The following is a 15,333-nucleotide window of genomic DNA, read 5'->3' as shown; positions in this document are numbered from 1 at the left end:
CATAGGTTCCCACCGCCGGCGGGATCGCCGGCGTCGGGTGCCATTGTGACACGCGCCGGCGCGGCGGCAAGCCACCGGAGGGTCGCGCCGGACTCGCACGGCGGGGCGCGCCGCGATACTGTCGGCAATCCTGGAATATGGCGATGCGAGACATAAAGGCGCAATGAAGGTAGGCGGCACGCATTACCGCAGTATCTGGGCGGAAGCCGATGCAACCGTGTTGGTCATCGACCAGACGGTGCTGCCGCATGTCTTCCGGACGGCGCGGCTCGGCACCGCCGCCGAGGCCGCAGCGGCAATCCGCACCATGGTGGTGCGCGGCGCGCCGGCAATCGGGGTCGTCGCGGCGTTCGGCCTCGCCCTCGGCGCCAGCGCGGCATCGGATCTCGAGCCCTCGGCGTTCGACCGGCGGATGGCGGAGGTGTACCGCCTGATGGGAGCGACCAGGCCGACCGCGGTCAACCTCTCCTGGGCGATCGACCGGATGAAGGGAGCGGCCACGCGAGCGCGGGCCGAGGGGCGTTCGGTCCCCGAGGTCGCGCTGCTGCTCGAGGACGAGGCGCGCCGCATCCGCGACGAGGACCTCGCGGCGTGCAGGGCCATCGGGCGCCACGGCGCGGCCCTCGTGCCCGACGTCGCGAGGATCCTGACCCACTGCAACGCGGGGGGGCTCGCCACCGCCGGCTACGGCACCGCCCTCGGGGTCGTGCGGGCCGCGGTGGAGGCGGGGAAGAAGGTACGGGTGCTCGCCGACGAGACGCGGCCGTACCTCCAGGGGGCCCGTCTCACCGCCTGGGAGCTGATGAAGGACGGGATCGAGACCGTCCTGATCACCGACAACATGGCGGGAAGCTTCCTGCACCGTGGGGAGGTCGACCTCGTGGTGGTCGGGGCCGACCGGATCGCGGCGAACGGCGACGTCGCCAACAAGATCGGGACCTATTCGGTGGCCGTGCTCGCGTCGGCGAACGACGTGCCGTTCTACGTCGCGGCCCCGCTCTCGTCCGTCGACCTCGCCTGCCCCGACGGCGACCACATCCCGATCGAGGAGCGCGACCCCAAGGAGGTCGTGGAGCTCTTCGGCGTGCAGCTCGCGCCGGTGGGCGTCGCGGTGCGGAATCCCGCGTTCGACGTCACCCCCGCCCGCTTCGTGACCGCCATCGTCACCGAGCGCGGGATCGCGCGCACGCCGTACGCGGCGTCGCTGCCCGCCCTGTTCGGCGGGGTCTAGTCCCCATGCCCCGCATCCTGGGCATCGAGACCTCGTGCGACGAGACCGCCGCCGCGGTCGTCGAGGACCGTTGCCGCGTCCTCTCGTCGGTCGTGGCATCCCAGGTGGACGTCCACCGGAAGTACGGCGGGGTGGTGCCCGAGCTGGCCTCGCGCCACCACGTGGAGGCGATCGGCCCGATCGTGGCCGAGGCGCTCGAGGTCGCGGGGGGGGATCGAGGGGATCGACGCGGTCGCGGTGACGTCGGGACCCGGGCTCGTCGGCTCGCTCCTCGTGGGCCTGTGCGCCGCGAAGGCGATCGCGTGGCAGCGCGGGATCCCCGCGCTCGCCGTGAACCACCTCGAGGGGCACATCCGCTCCCCGTTCATCGAGCACCCGGACATCCCGCTGCCCGCGGTCGCGCTGGTCGTGTCCGGAGGACACACCTCGCTCTATCTCTGCCCCGAGGAAGGGGTCTACCGCCTGCTCGCCCGCACCCGCGACGACGCGGCGGGCGAGGCGTTCGACAAGGTCGCGAAGCTCCTGGGGCTCGGCTACCCCGGCGGCCCGGTCATCGATCGCCTCTCGGAAGGAGCCGACGAGAGGGCGGTCCCGTTCCCGAAGGCCGTGATGAAGGATCGCTCGCTCGATTTCTCGTTCAGCGGGCTCAAGACCGCGGTCCGCCGCCTCGCGCAGCGCGAGGGACTGGCGCGGCCGGCGGCGACCGGCGGCGAGGCCTCTCCGCGCGTGCGCGACGTGGTGGCGTCGTTCCAGCGCGCCGCGGTGGAAGCCCTCGTCGACACGACGCTCCGCGCCTGCCGGCGCGAGGACGTGCGGACGGTCCTGCTCGCGGGGGGCGTCGCCTGCAACCGGAGGCTCAGGCGGGCGTTCCGGGAGACGGCGGGCGAGCGCGGCCTGTCCGTGTTCATGCCCTCGCCCGAATACACCACCGACAACGCTGCGATGATCGCGGCCGCGGGGTTCCTGCACCTCGATCGCGGCGAGCGCGCCGGACTCGATCTCAACGCCGACCCGAACCTGAGGCTGTGAGCCCGCGGCGGGGCCGCGCCGTTGCAAGACCGGCGTCCTTCCCCTAATCTAGCGCCCACTTCCACCGCGGGACCGTCGGGGAAGGAGGTGGACCATGCGCGCCATCGACCTGAAGGGAAAGACCGCGCTCGTCATGGGCGTGGCCAACCAGCGCTCGCTCGGCTGGGCCATCGCGTCCGCCCTGTCGAAGGCCGGGGCCCGCCTCGCCCTCACGTATCAGGGCGAGCGCCTCCAGGAGAACGTCACCGCCCTCGCCTCCAGGATTCCGGGATCCCTCGTCATGGCCTGCGACGTCATGAGCGAGGACCAGATGGACGGCGTGTTCGCCCAGCTCAAGGGTCAGTTCGGGAAGCTCGACATCCTGGTCCACTCCATCGCGTTCGCGCGACGCGAGGAGCTCGAGGGAGAGTTCAAGAAGACGAGCCGCGAGGGGTGGCGGATCGCCCTCGACGTGTCCGCCTACTCGCTGGTGGCGCTGGCGAATCGCGCCTCGCGGCTGATGGACAAGGACGGCGGGAGCATCCTGGCCCTCTCCTTCCTGGGGAGCGAGCGCGTCTTCCCGAACTACAACGTGATGGGGACGGCCAAGGCCGCCCTCGAGCAGGCGGCGCGCCACCTGGCGTTCGAGCTGGGGCCGCTCAACATCCGGGTGAACGTGATCTCGGCGGGGCCGGTGCCCACCCTTTCGGCCCGCGGGATCACCGGGTTCAACCTGCTCGCGACCCACCACCGGAAGTACGCCCCCCTCGGAAGGAACATCGAGGCGACCGAGGTGGGCGACGCCGCGCTCTTCCTCTCTAGCCCCCTCGCGTCCGGGATCACCGGCACCACCCTCTACGTGGACGCCGGGTACCACGCCATGGGGTACTGATCGTCCCGGCCGCTCCGCGCCGTCTGCTATACTGACCGGCTGTCCGGCGCGAAGTCGCCGGCAGAGCGTTCATGAAATCCCAGCGCATCCGGAATTTCAGCATCATCGCGCACATCGACCACGGGAAGACCACCCTCTCGGACCGGCTGCTCGAGCGGACAGGGGCGGTGCCCGACCGGGAGATGCACGACCAGATGCTCGACGCGATGGACCTCGAGCGCGAGCGCGGGATCACCATCAAGTCCCACGCGGTGACCCTCGCCTACCGGGCGAAGGACGGCCAGGACTACATCCTGAACCTGATCGACACCCCGGGCCACGTGGACTTCTCCTACGAGGTCTCCCGCAGTCTCCGGGCATGCGAGGGGGCGCTCCTCATCGTGGACGCGAGCCAGGGGGTCGAGGCCCAGACGCTCGCCAACACCTACCTCGCCGTGGAGAACGACCTCGAGGTGATCCCGGTCCTCAACAAGATCGATCTGCCCGGCGCCGACGTGGACCGCGTGAAGGAGCAGATCGAGAGCATCATCGGGATCGACACCGCGCATACCATCGCGGCCTCCGCGAAGGAGGGGACCGGCATCGACGAGATCCTCGAGTCGATCGTGTCGCTCGTCCCGCCTCCCCGCGGCTCCTACGACGCGCCGCCCAAGGCCCTGATCTTCGACTCGTGGTACGACGCGTATCGCGGTGTCGTCATGCTCGTGCGGGTCGAGGACGGGACGTTCCGCAAGGGGATGCGGATCCGCCTCATGAACACCGGCGGGACGTACGACATCGAGGACATGGGCGTCTTCTCGCCCAAGTCCACACCGCGAACCGAGCTGTCCGTCGGCGAGGTCGGCTTCGTCATCGCCAACATGAAGAAGATCAGCGACTGCCAGATCGGCGACACGGTCACCGAGGAGCGCAACCCGACCCACGCCCCGTACCCGGGATTCCGCGAGGCGAAGCCGATGGTGTTCGCGGGGCTCTACCCGACCGACGCCGCGGAGTACGAGAACCTCAGGGACGCCATGGAGAAGCTCCGGCTCAACGACTCCGCCTTCAACTACGAGCCGGAGACCTCGGGCGCCCTCGGATTCGGCTTCCGCTGCGGCTTCCTCGGCCTGCTCCACATGGAGATCGTCCAGGAGCGACTGGAGCGCGAATTCGACCTGGACCTCGTCACCACGGCCCCCGGGGTCTCGTACCGCGTCACCACCCACCGGGGGGAGACGATCGAAGTCCACAACCCCAGCAAGCTCCCTCCGCCTCAGAACCTCGCCTCGATCGAGGAGCCGGTCATCCTCGCGATGATCATCACACCGCCGGAGTACGTCGGGAACATCCTGAAGCTCGCCGAGGAGCGCCGCGGGATCCAGAGGAAGCTCTCCTACCTCTCCAAGACCCGGGTCCTCCTCGAGTACGACATGCCGCTCAACGAGGTCGTGCTGGACTTCTTCGACAAGCTCAAGTCCTGCTCCCGCGGCTACGCCTCCCTGGACTACCAGCTGGCGGGCTACCGCGAGAGCGACATGGTCAAGCTCGACCTCCTGGTGAACGGCGAGCCGGTGGACGCGCTGTCGCTGATCTGCCACCGGGCCAAGTCCGAGCAGAAGGGGCACGCTCTGGCGGTCAAGATGAAGGAGCTGATCCCGCGACAGCTGTTCGAGGTGGTGATCCAGGCGGCCATCGGCAGCCGGATCCTCTGTCGGACCACCGTGCGCCCGATGGGGAAGAACGTCCTGGCGAAGTGCTACGGCGGCGACGTGACCCGCAAGCGTAAGCTCCTCGAGAAGCAGAAGGAAGGGAAGAAGCGGATGAAGCGGGTCGGCCGCGTCGACATCCCGCAGGACGCCTTCCTGGCGATCCTGAAGGTGGATTGACGTGCGGCGCCAGGACCGCAATTTACCGTCCCCCGCGGTCGATGCCGGTTCGAACTTGGGATAGAGTTAGCCGCGCCGGTGGGGCGGCGTCCGTCACGGGAGGGCTGCCCGACGTGCGGAGGGGTTCGCCCATGAGATCGATCCGGCGGCCGCTGCCGGTCCTCGTCCTCCTTCTCGCTTCGCTCCCGGCCTTCGCGGCGGCGCGCTCCTGGTTCGTGTCCACGACCGGGGACGACGTCAACGGGAACGGGTCGATCGGATCTCCCTTCCTGACCCTGGGACGGGCGGTGAGCGCCGCCGGGGACGGCGACACCGTCCGGGTCCTCCCCGGCGTCTACCGCGAGTGCGTGGACGCGTCGCTCAAGTCGCTCTCGTTCGTCGCGACCGCGATCGAGGCGGACCCTCCATCGAGCTTCGTCACCATCGTGGACGGCACCGGGATCTGCGGCGGGAGCAGCTGCGAGGAGAGGAAGAGCCTCGCCTGCTACGGCGCCGGCACGGTGCAGTGCACCGGGCTCTGCGACGACCACGTCTGCAGCACGACCCAGACCCAGCACTGCCTTCTGAACGCGGACTGTCCCACGGGCGAGACCTGCTCCGTCGTGCAGGCCACGGGGATCTGCACCAACGACGCCAGCGCCTCCTGCACGGTGGACGTCTGCGTGATCCCTACGGGCAACGTCGTCGGCGCGTGCCGGGACCACCCGACGGTCAGCTGCTCCGCCGCAACCGACTGCTCCGACCTGGGGTGCGACTTCGGCTCCTGCGACCGGATCCAGGGCACGTGCAGCGGATCGGGCGCCTGGTGCGTCGCGAGCGCCGATTGCCCCGAGGGGGAGACCTGCGAATCGCTCGCGACCCTGCCTGTGCTCGGGCTCGGCGCGGGGTCGTCGGTCACCGGCTTCACCCTGCGCGGCGGCGGGCTGTCGGGGGTACGCCTTTCGGGCTCCGGCACCATCGCGAAGAACGTCGTCACGAGCAATCGCGCCACCGGCGACGACGGGGGCGGGATCCACGTCGACCCGCCGCCTTCGCCGCCTCCCCTTCGCTGCTGGGGCGACACGTCCATCGCCTGCGCGAGCGACGTGCGGTGCCGGGTGTGCGTCGGCGATACCTCGGTGACCTGCACGATCGGCCAGGACTGCGTCGACGCCGGCGCCGGCTCGGTCTGCGCCGAGCGAGGGCCCTGCCTCAGCGCGACCGAGGTGTTCGTCCAGGACAACACGATCGGCGACAACGTCGCGGACGTCGGCGATTCCGGCCATGGCGGCGGGGGCCTCATCGTGCGGGCCGCGGTCCCCGCCGGATCCGGCACGCGGCTGGTCGCGACCGGAAACGACATGGCCCGGAACACGACCTCCGGCGACGGCGGGGCGGCCCTCCTCCTCGCCGGTGGCGAGGGGCGCCTCGAGGCGCGGTTTGCGGACGACACGGTCACGTCGAATTCGGCGCACGACGGCGGCGGGCTGGCGGTGAAGGCGACGCTCTCCGGCGAAGGCGCCCGCGCGGACGTCACGATCTCGGCGAGCACGATCGGGTCGAACACGGCATCGGGGTCCGGCGGCGGAGCCCTGGTCGACCTCTCCGTCGCCGGCACGGCGCGGATCCTCGCGAGCGGGAGCGGCGTGCGGAGCAACCACGCGGCGTTGGACGGCGGAGGGCTCCTCCTGCGCGCCGCCGGGGACGGGCCGGGAGTGCGCCGGCTCGACGTCGAGGGAAATTCCGTCTCGGCCAACCGAGGGGGAGGCTCGGGCGGCGGCCTCGACCTCGCCGTGACGAACGGGGCGGAGTCCGCCGAGGAAGGGACCCTCGTGGCGAGCGGCAACGAGGTGATCGGGAACTCGTGCGCGGCCGGTGGCGGGGGCCTTCGCGCGACAGTCGCCTCGTCGGGAGCCGCGGCCGGTGCCTCGATGGCGGTCGAGACGAACACGCTCCGCGGCAATTCCGCCGGATCGTTCGGCGGGGGTGCCACGCTGGTGACGGACTCCGAGGGGGCGGCGGGGGCCTCGGCTCGGTTCGTCCGGAACCTCCTGGCGGACAACGCGGCGACGAACGCCGAAGTCGGCGGCGCGACGGGAGGAGGGCTCTTCGTCTACGCGCATGGCGGCGCGGGGCTCGCCTCGGTCGCCGTGGACTACGGGACGATCGCGTCGAATCGGACGGATGCCGGAGCGGCGGCGATCGAGATCGAGTCCGACGGCGCCTCCGGCGGGAGCGCACGCGTCGCGATCTCGAACTCGATCCTGGCGAGCAACGACGGTCTGGCGATCGGCGGCCCTTCGCCGCGGGACGCCGGGAAGCTGATGCACGGCGGCACGCGGGACTTCCACGTGGACGTGGCGTACACCGACGTCTTCGGGAACAGCGGGGTCGACTACGAGCGGACCCTGAGGGACGAGCTGACTCGGGACGATACCGACATCGCCGCGGATCCGAGGCTGGCCCCCGACTTCTCGCTGGCGCTCTGCTCGGGCGCGCTCGACGCCGCCGATCCCGCGGCGGACTTCTCCCTCGAGCCGAAGCCCAACGGCCTCAGGGTCAACCTCGGCCATCTCGGCGGCACCGCGGGCGCGACGGTGACCGTTCCCGACGTGAACGGCGACGGTGAGGTGGACGGCATCGACCTGCTCGGGATCACCGCGGCGTTTGCCGCGGACCGGCTTTTGTCCCCGCAGCGGTATTACGCCCCGGCGGACCTCGACGGGAACGGCGTCGTGGACGGCGACGACCTGGCCTACGTGGCCGCGTTCTTCGGCTTCGCGTGTCCGTGAAGGTGGAGGAGCGGACGATGATTCGGCGACTTCCCCTGGCGAGAGTCCCGCGGGCCGTCGCGGCGGCGGTGGGCTGCCTCGTGCTCCTCGGGTGCGGCAGCACCAGCAACCCGACCTCCTCGGGGGTCGTCGCCTCGTTCCTCCCCGACGCGCCGTCGCCACCCGACGGTTCCGTCACGCTTCAGGCCGGCGAGACGACGGGGACGCTGGTGCAGGTGCGCGTGTCCGTCAAAGGGGTCGACGACTTCTTCGGCGCGGCGTTCTGGATCTCGTATGACGCCACGAACGTGGCCTACCGGAGCTACGACGTCTCGACCTCGCTCATCTGCGACGGCGGGTGCGACACCGACCCGAAGAAGGAGGCCGTGACCGTGCTCGTGGACCCCTTGTCGCTGCCCGGCACCATCAAGTTCGGAGTCTCGAAGAGGCAGCTCGACGGAACGATCAAGGGGGTGAATGTAACGGATGCGAGCGACCTGATCGTCCTGACTTTCGTCGCGAGACAGGCCGTGACGGGCAGCCCGATCATGTTCGTGGACGGGCACGGGGAGGTCATCGACTCCACCCCGCCGCCGACGAATACTACCGCGGTCACGTGGGCCGGCGGGACGCTGACCGCCAAGTAAGTCCCTACTTCGGTTTCGGGTAGAGCGCCTCCCAGCCCTCCGGCTGGTTCTTGAGCCACCGGTCGAACCAGGCGAGGATCGTCCGCGACCACACGATCCGCTTGGCGTGGTCCAGAATCAAGTGGTCCATGCCGTCCACCTGCACGTACTCGACCGGGACCCCGAGCAGTTTGAGCGCCGCGAAGAACGAGGCGCTCTCCCCGGGCGGGACGTTCGTGTCCGCGGATCCGTGCGTCAGGAGGATCGGGGTGCGCGCCTTGTCCGCCCGGAACAGGGGGCTGCGATCGACGTAGATGTCCTTCCGGCTCCAGGGAAACGACCCGGCGGTCGCAAGGGCGCTGTACGAGTATCCCCAGTATCCCTCCCCCCAGTACGACGAGATGGACGAGATCCCGGCGTGCGAGACCGCCGCGGCGAACAAGTCGGTCTTGGTGACGATCAGCTCCGTCATGAACCCGCCGAACGACGCTCCGATGCAGCCGACCCGTTTCGGGTCCGCGTAAGGATGCGCCTCGAGGAATTTCCGGGCGCCCTCGATGATCTCGTCGGAGGTGATCTCTCCCCAGTCGTTGACGTGCAGCGCGGAGAACGGCTGCCCGAACCCGGTCGCGCCGGAGGGCTCGAGCACGTAGACCACGTATCCTTGCCCGGCCCACCACTCCTTCGGGTAGCGGCCGCCGAACTCGCGGCTGACCGGGGAGGTCCCCCCGTAGTAGTACACGATCACCGGGTACTTCTCGGGGCGTGCCGGATCGAAGCCGGGCGGAAGGTAGACTCGCCCGTCGATCGTCCGGCCGCTTTGCGCCGCGAACGTCCAGGGCTCCACGGTTCCCTTCCGCATCCCGGCGAACCACGTCGCCGCGGGCTCGAGCAGGACCTTCGACGTGCCGCTTTTGAGGTCGGCGACCGCGAGCCGCTCCGGGCTCCAGGGGGAAGTCCCGCTGGCCGCGGCCACCGGCGCCCGCTCGGCGAGAGACAGCTCCTGAACGACGTCGCATTCCGTCGAGATGGGGGTGAAGATCCCGGACGCGACCTCGTACCGGTAGAGGCGCACTCGGTCTCTGTCCTCGGCCTCGAGGTAGATGTTCCCGTCCACCCGGCTCCAGACGGCGGAGGTCACGGACGGATCGAAGTCCCGGGTGATCGCCTCGACCTGGCTCGTCGCCGGGTCCAAGACGTAAAGCTGTCCGTCTCCTTCGTTCGGTATCGTTCCCGGGGGCACGTTGACCCCCGCCGAGCCGAACTCCGAGGGGCCCGCCTGGAAGAGGATCCGCTTCCCGTCGGGCGCGTACTGCGCGCTCTCGAGCCAGCGCGCGTCGCGGAGCTTGACGGCCGATAGGTCGGAGAGATCGAGCTGCCAGACCTCCTTCCGGGTATACGGCCGCGCGCCGAAGTCCTCGACCTCGCGGACGAAGAGGAGATTCCGGCCGTCGGGCGAGAACGCGGTGCCGCTCGCGGTGAGCGCACCCGCGGTGAGCCTACGGCGCGTCCCGTCCGGGACGGTCACGAGGTGGAGGTAGCTCTTCGTGCGGTAGTCCTTCTGGCGGTCGAGCAGCCCGTCGAAGCGCGTGATGCCCCGCTTGTCCGGCTCGGGCTTGACGCTCGAGGCGTAGACGATCGCGCGCCCGTCGGGCGACCACGCGTACCCGGTCAGGTTCTCGACCCTCTCGAGGAGAGGACGTACCTCCTGGGTGCGTCGGTCGAGAAGCCAGATCGTCGAGCGCTCGGTGTCGCCTGGGCCGCCCTTCGCCTCGGTCACGTAGGAGAGCCAATGCCCCTCCGGGTCCCAAGCGACCTGCTTCACGCCGGGACTGCCGCGCCACGCGCGAAGCAACGCGCCGTCGGCGGCGGAGCGAATCTCGACCCAGGCCTCCGCATCGTCGGTCGACGGAACCACCCGGGAGAGCGTGACCGCGATCTCGGTCCCCTCGGGGGAGACCGCCAGTGCGGTGATCTGCGGCGCATCGAGAATGTCCCTGACGTCGAGGTCCCAGGCCGGATCGAGCGTCGCCACGAACCCGGGGCCTCCCTCGTTCTTGGGCGACCGCAGGAACGCACCGAGCGTCCAGGCTCCGGGCCGCGCGGGGTCGAGCACCGTCTCGACGAGGAGGAGGTGCTTCCCGGTGGTGAGCCCGAGCGACGCCTCGACGCTACCGGGCTTCTTCGGGTCCTTGTCGGTCCCGCCCGTTGCCACCGATTCGCCGTCCAGCCACGCCCGACGCGGTTGGGTGCCCCGCACCTCGAGGTCCAGCGAGCGGTAGCGGTCGACGGTTAGATACGCGGCGAGCCACGCCGTCGCTGGCACCCCCGGCATCGCACCTTCGGGCGCGTCGAGGGTGACCAAGCCGTCGGGGGTGGCGTCTCGCGAGGCCCACTTCAGGTGGCCGCCGCCGAACCACGATGCCTCCCCGCCCTCCGTGGGGCGCCAGGATCGCATCGGGAACCGCTCCGCCTTGAGAAGTTCCTCGATGCCGTAACGACCCGTTGCTTCGTCGTGAAACACCGGGAGCGGATCGAGAGCCGGCCCGAGAAGAATCCATCTCGCCACCGGCGTCGAAGGAGGTTGGGTGTCGCTCTGGGGAGGGTTCATCACTTTGTCCTTCTCGATTCGACCCGGGTCCTTCGCCGCGAGCGGAAGGGTCGCGACGCAGAGCGTGCAGAGCGCGAGTCGCCAATCCGAGGAACGCATGGAGCCTCCTCCACGGCCATCGTCTCGAGTCGGCTTCGAGGATACCATCGGGGAGGAAGGGGGAGTTTCGGCGGCCTGATGCCGGATATGCCGATAATCCGGAAGACAAAAAAAACGGCACGCGGGAACTGGTGACCCGCGCGCCGAATAATGGGGAGGTCGAGACTTTTTTACACTTTTTTGCTTTCTGCGGGGGGGGGCCTTGCGCTCTTCGCTGCGTTTTCACCGCAAGGGCTCGCCTTGGCGATTCCGGCGCTCAGGGGGTACCCTGCCGTCGAGGGGTTCGTTGCTTATCGGAGCGTCGGGGCCCGGGGGAGGGTGGTTGCCATGTGTGGGAATTCCGGCCGGTATCTGGTCATTCTGGCCTTGCTCTTGCCGCTGGTCATCCCGGCCACTGCTCGCGCGGAGGACCCACCGAAGCCGCCCGAAGGGGATGCCTCAAACAGGGGTGGCGAGATCAAGAAGGCTGGCCGGGAGTTCGTCCAAGACGTCAAGACCGTCGGTCGCGACGTTCGAAAGAGCAAGGTTGGACGTTACGTCGAGGGCGGGGCGCGGGATGCCGCGGGGGCGGGCCGAAGCGGCCTGGCGTGGACGAAGTCGACGACCTTCGCGGCCGCCGACGAGGTGCGCCGGGCGACCCGGGAGTTCTGGGACGACGTGATCCGTACCCGGCGCGCCGTGCTCGACAAGCTCCGCAAGGAGAACTCCGACCTCGAGGCCGGCAATAAGGAAAAGAGAGAAGGGAAGGCGCCGCGGACCGAGCCCGCCCGGGAGGTCCGGTGATCCCTCCCGCCGGTCGGGGCACCGCCACGGCTCGGCTCGCGCTCGTCGCCGCCCTTTACCTCGCGATCACCGGATGCGGGCACGGGGGGAACGCCGCTCCGTCTCCGTCCCCTGGCTCCTCCGCGCCGCCGTCACGTGAGTTTCCCTCCCATGCGGCCGATGCGACGATCGAGAAGGCGAAGACTCCCGAGGAAAGGCGCGCGCTCGAGAAAGCCCGCGACGAGGTGGACGCGGAGATGCGAGAGAAGGTCCGCGTCCTCGACGCCGAGATCGAGCGGCTCCGGAGGGAGAACGAGGCGCTCAGGGCCGAGAAAAAGAAGTAACGTCGCGCGCGTGTTCCTCCGCGCGCTCTGGCCCCGCAGCCGAGATTGCAGTACCCGACCCCCGTGCAATAATCTGCCGCCTCACGGAGGTCGGCGTGATCACTCGCATCGAGATCGCGACGCGGCCCGGGTTCCGGGACCCGCGAGGGGAGGAGATCTCCCGGACGATTCGCGGGTTCCTCGGCATACCGGTCGCTAGGGTGCGCACGAGGGACGTCTACCGGATCGAGGCCAACCTCACGCGGGACGAGTCCCTCCGGATCCTGGCGGAGTTCGCCGACCCCGTCCTCCAGGCCGGGGACATCGGCCGGGTCGAGGACGGTCCGTTCGACGTCGCGGTCACGGTCGCGTACAAGCCGGGCGTCACGGACCCCGTGGGGAGGAGCGCCAGAGTCGCGGTCGAGGACACGCTCGGGCGCTCCTTGGGGGACCCGTCCTCGGTCTTCACGTCCACGCTCTACCTTCTCGACGGGGTCGACCGCTCGCATGCCGATCGGATCGCCTGGGGCCTCCTGGCGAATCCGGTCGTCCAGTCCGTAAAGGTGGAGACGCGCGAGGAATGGGCCGCCTCGTCGCCCGACCTCTCCGTGCCCAGGGTCGCGGGACACGAATCCCCGATCGCCGTCGCGGTGCCGCTCTCAGGGAGCGACGACGATCTCGTCCGGATCAGCCGGGAGCGACTCCTCTCCCTGTCCCTCGCGGAGATGCGGACCATCCGCGACCACTTCCTCGCGGCCGCCGACGATGCGCGGCGACGAGAGGCAGGACTCGGTGACTCACCCACCGACGTCGAGATCGAGTGTCTCGCCCAGACCTGGAGCGAGCACTGCAAGCACAAGATCTTCAACGCCACGGTCACCTACAGGGAGCCCGGCCGGCCGCCGGAGATTCTCCGGTCGATCTTCAAGACGTTCATCCGCGGGGCCACCGAGAAGGTCGACCGGGCGATCCGCGAGCGCGACGGGGTCTCGTGGCTCGTGTCGGTGTTCCACGACAACGCCGGCGTCGTCGCCTTCGACCACCACGCGAGCCTGGTCTACAAGGTCGAGACTCATAATTCCCCGTCCGCGCTCGATCCGTACGGCGGCGCGATCACCGGGATCGTGGGGGTCAACCGCGACCCCTTCGGGACCGGCCTCGGCGCCGACTTGCTGGCGAACGTGTGGGGGTATTGTTTCGCCTCGCCGTTCCACGACGGTCCGGTCCCGAAAGGTCTTCTCCACCCGAGGCGGATCCGGAACGGGGTTCATCGCGGCGTGATCGACGGCGGGAACCAGAGCGGGATTCCGTACGCGCGAGGCTTCGAGGTGTTCGACGCGCGGTACCTCGGGAAGCCCCTGGTGTTCTGCGGCACGGTCGGGGCACTCCCCGTCGCCGTCACGGGGCGGCCGGGGCACGTGAAGAGGGCGCGCCCCGGCGATCTGATCGTGATGACCGGCGGCCGGATCGGTGCGGACGGGATCCACGGGGCGACGTTCTCGTCCGCGGCGCTCGACGAGTCGTCGCCGGTCCAGGCGGTGCAGATCGGCGACCCGATCACCCAGAAACGGATGTTCGACTTCCTCCTCGAGGCGCGGGACCTGGGCCTCTACGAGGCGATCACCGACAACGGCGCGGGCGGCCTCTCGTCGTCCGTCGGCGAGATGGCGCGCGGATCGGGGGGGGCGCGGCTCGACCTCGCCCGGGCCCCGCTCAAGTACGCCGGGCTCGCCCCGTGGGAGATCCTTCTGTCCGAGGCGCAGGAGCGGATGACTCTCGCGGTGGCTCCGGGGAAGGCCGGCGCGTTCCTCGACCTCGCTCGGCGGCGTGAGGTCGAAGCCACGGTCCTCGGCGAGTTCACCTCGAGCGGCCGGCTCCACGTCACGTACGGCGCCGAGACGGTGGCTCTCCTCGACATGGAGTTCCTGCATGAGGGGGATCCCGACCTCGACCTCGATGCCCGCTGGACGCCGCCATCCTTCCCCGAACCGCCGGGCCCGCCCCCCGGCGATCTGACGCGCGCGCTCCACGACCTCATGGGTCGCCTCAACCTCTGCTCCGGCGAGGCGAAAGCGCGGTACTACGACCACGAGGTCAAGGGATTGAGCGTGGTCAAACCGTTCACGGGAGCGAAGGCCGACGTCCCCGCCGAAGGGACGGTGCTCCTCGCCCGGCACGGCTCGGTGAGAGGCTACGTTCTGTCGGAAGGGATCCATCCTTTCCTCTCCGACATCGACACGCACGCGATGGCGGCCCTCACGGTGGACGAAGCCGTCCGGCGGCAATTGGCGGCCGGGGCGCGCCTCGATTGGATCGCGCTCCTCGACAACTTCTGCTGGCCCGATCCGGTCCAATCCGAGTCGACACCCGACGGCGCCTACAAGATGGCGCAGCTCGTGCGCGCCTGCCGGGGGCTCCACGACGTGTGCGTCGCCTACGGCACGCCGCTGATCTCCGGCAAGGACTCGATGAAGAACGACTCGACCATGGGCGGTGTTACGATCAGCGTCCCGCCCACGCTCCTGGTGTCGGCGATCGGCCGGATCGACGACGTGCGAGAGGCCGTCACACTGGACCTCAAGACGCCCGGGGACGCGATCTTTCTCGTGGGAACGACCCGCGACGAAACCGGCGCGAGCGAGTACTTCCGTTATCGCGGAGACCTCGACGGCCTGGCGCAGCCGCCGGGCGGCCCGCGCCCTTACGTCGGCAACAAGGCGCCCCGGGTGGACCCTGCCGAGACGCTCCCGATCTACCGGGCATTCGACAGCGCCGTGCGCGAGGGCCTGGTTCGATCGGCCTCCGTCCCCGCCCGCGGCGGCCTCGCCGCGGCGCTGGCCCGCGCTGCGATGGCCGCCGAGCTGGGGATGGACCTCGACCTGGACCGATGCCCCGATCTCCGCCTGCTCCCGGCGGACGTCGCCCTGTTTGCCGAGTCCTGTGGACGCTTCGTAGCCACGACATCGGCGGACGATGCCGCGAGGTTCGAGCGCCGTTTCGACGGGCTCGCATGCCGGCGGGTCGGAACGGTCACGAGCGCGCCGCGCATCGTCGCCCGCCTCGGCGGGAGGACCGTGCTCGACGCGGACGTCCTCGAACTCAAGGCCGCTTTCAAGGCGACCCTGGCGGAAGACAAGAGCGAGGTGAACAGCGCCCCCGGGGG

9 protein-coding genes and 1 pseudogene are annotated in these 15,333 nt (G+C 69.8%); 9 read left to right on the top strand and 1 reads right to left on the bottom strand.

Annotation, left to right across the window (positions count from 1 at the left end; all coding sequences use genetic code 11):
* Window positions 1-163: 163 nt before the first annotated feature.
* The 6 genes and pseudogenes from mtnA to LAO51_16520 all read left to right on the top strand — a co-directional run bounded on the left by mtnA (window position 164) and on the right by LAO51_16520 (window position 8,396).
* Window positions 164-1,231: an S-methyl-5-thioribose-1-phosphate isomerase gene (gene mtnA / locus LAO51_16545; protein MBZ5640351.1), complete on the top strand. Its 1,068-nt coding sequence runs from the start codon at window positions 164-166 to the stop codon at window positions 1,229-1,231.
* A 5-nt stretch (window positions 1,232-1,236) separates the two neighbouring features.
* Window positions 1,237-2,260: pseudogene (tsaD, locus tag LAO51_16540) on the top strand (tRNA (adenosine(37)-N6)-threonylcarbamoyltransferase complex transferase subunit TsaD).
* A 94-nt stretch (window positions 2,261-2,354) separates the two neighbouring features.
* Window positions 2,355-3,131, top strand: a complete 777-nt coding sequence (locus tag LAO51_16535; protein ID MBZ5640350.1) for an enoyl-ACP reductase — start codon at window positions 2,355-2,357, stop codon at window positions 3,129-3,131.
* Window positions 3,132-3,202: 71 nt separating this feature from the next.
* Entirely contained in the window at window positions 3,203-4,999 is a 1,797-nt protein-coding gene (lepA, locus tag LAO51_16530) for a translation elongation factor 4 (GenBank protein MBZ5640349.1), read from the top strand.
* Between the two features lie 131 nt (window positions 5,000-5,130).
* Complete coding sequence (locus LAO51_16525) at window positions 5,131-7,770, top strand: hypothetical protein (protein ID MBZ5640348.1); 2,640 nt, start codon at window positions 5,131-5,133, stop codon at window positions 7,768-7,770.
* A 17-nt stretch (window positions 7,771-7,787) separates the two neighbouring features.
* The gene (locus tag LAO51_16520; GenBank protein ID MBZ5640347.1) at window positions 7,788-8,396 is read left to right on the top strand and encodes a hypothetical protein; all 609 of its coding nucleotides are present in this window, start codon (window positions 7,788-7,790) and stop codon (window positions 8,394-8,396) included.
* 4 nt (window positions 8,397-8,400) lie between these two features.
* Here LAO51_16520 and LAO51_16515 read toward each other — a convergent pair whose 3' ends face one another.
* Window positions 8,401-11,085: a S9 family peptidase gene (locus LAO51_16515; GenBank protein MBZ5640346.1), complete on the bottom strand. Its 2,685-nt coding sequence runs from the start codon at window positions 11,083-11,085 to the stop codon at window positions 8,401-8,403.
* A 327-nt stretch (window positions 11,086-11,412) separates the two neighbouring features.
* Here LAO51_16515 and LAO51_16510 point away from each other — a divergent pair, with 327 nt between their 5' ends.
* From LAO51_16510 to LAO51_16500, 3 genes are all read left to right on the top strand, one after another.
* Window positions 11,413-11,868: a hypothetical protein gene (locus LAO51_16510; GenBank protein MBZ5640345.1), complete on the top strand. Its 456-nt coding sequence runs from the start codon at window positions 11,413-11,415 to the stop codon at window positions 11,866-11,868.
* On the top strand, window positions 11,865-12,191 hold the full coding sequence (locus tag LAO51_16505; protein MBZ5640344.1) for a hypothetical protein: 327 nt from the start codon (window positions 11,865-11,867) through the stop codon (window positions 12,189-12,191). Before LAO51_16510 ends, LAO51_16505 begins: the two co-directional genes overlap by 4 nt.
* A 95-nt stretch (window positions 12,192-12,286) precedes the next feature.
* Window positions 12,287-15,333 (top strand): hypothetical protein (locus LAO51_16500; protein MBZ5640343.1); only part of this gene is annotated, 3,047 nt, incomplete at its 3' end.

This window comes from Terriglobia bacterium, from assembly GCA_020073205.1.
In the GTDB taxonomy this organism is placed as follows: Bacteria; Acidobacteriota; Polarisedimenticolia; order Polarisedimenticolales; family JAIQFR01; genus JAIQFR01.
The sequence above is the reverse complement of the archived record's forward strand: the minus strand, read 5'-3'. Positions and strand labels throughout refer to the sequence as shown.

Excerpts from the sequence above, each read along its gene's own strand:
- mtnA (MBZ5640351.1), top strand. The coding sequence starts at position 164 with ATGAAGGTAGGCGGCACGCATTACCGCAGTATCTGGGCGGAAGCCGAT.
- LAO51_16535 (MBZ5640350.1), top strand. The coding sequence starts at position 2,355 with ATGCGCGCCATCGACCTGAAGGGAAAGACCGCGCTCGTCATGGGCGTG.
- lepA (MBZ5640349.1), top strand. The coding sequence starts at position 3,203 with ATGAAATCCCAGCGCATCCGGAATTTCAGCATCATCGCGCACATCGAC.
- LAO51_16525 (MBZ5640348.1), top strand. The coding sequence starts at position 5,131 with ATGAGATCGATCCGGCGGCCGCTGCCGGTCCTCGTCCTCCTTCTCGCT.
- LAO51_16520 (MBZ5640347.1), top strand. The coding sequence starts at position 7,788 with ATGATTCGGCGACTTCCCCTGGCGAGAGTCCCGCGGGCCGTCGCGGCG.
- LAO51_16515 (MBZ5640346.1), bottom strand. The coding sequence starts at position 11,085 with ATGCGTTCCTCGGATTGGCGACTCGCGCTCTGCACGCTCTGCGTCGCG.
- LAO51_16510 (MBZ5640345.1), top strand. The coding sequence starts at position 11,413 with ATGTGTGGGAATTCCGGCCGGTATCTGGTCATTCTGGCCTTGCTCTTG.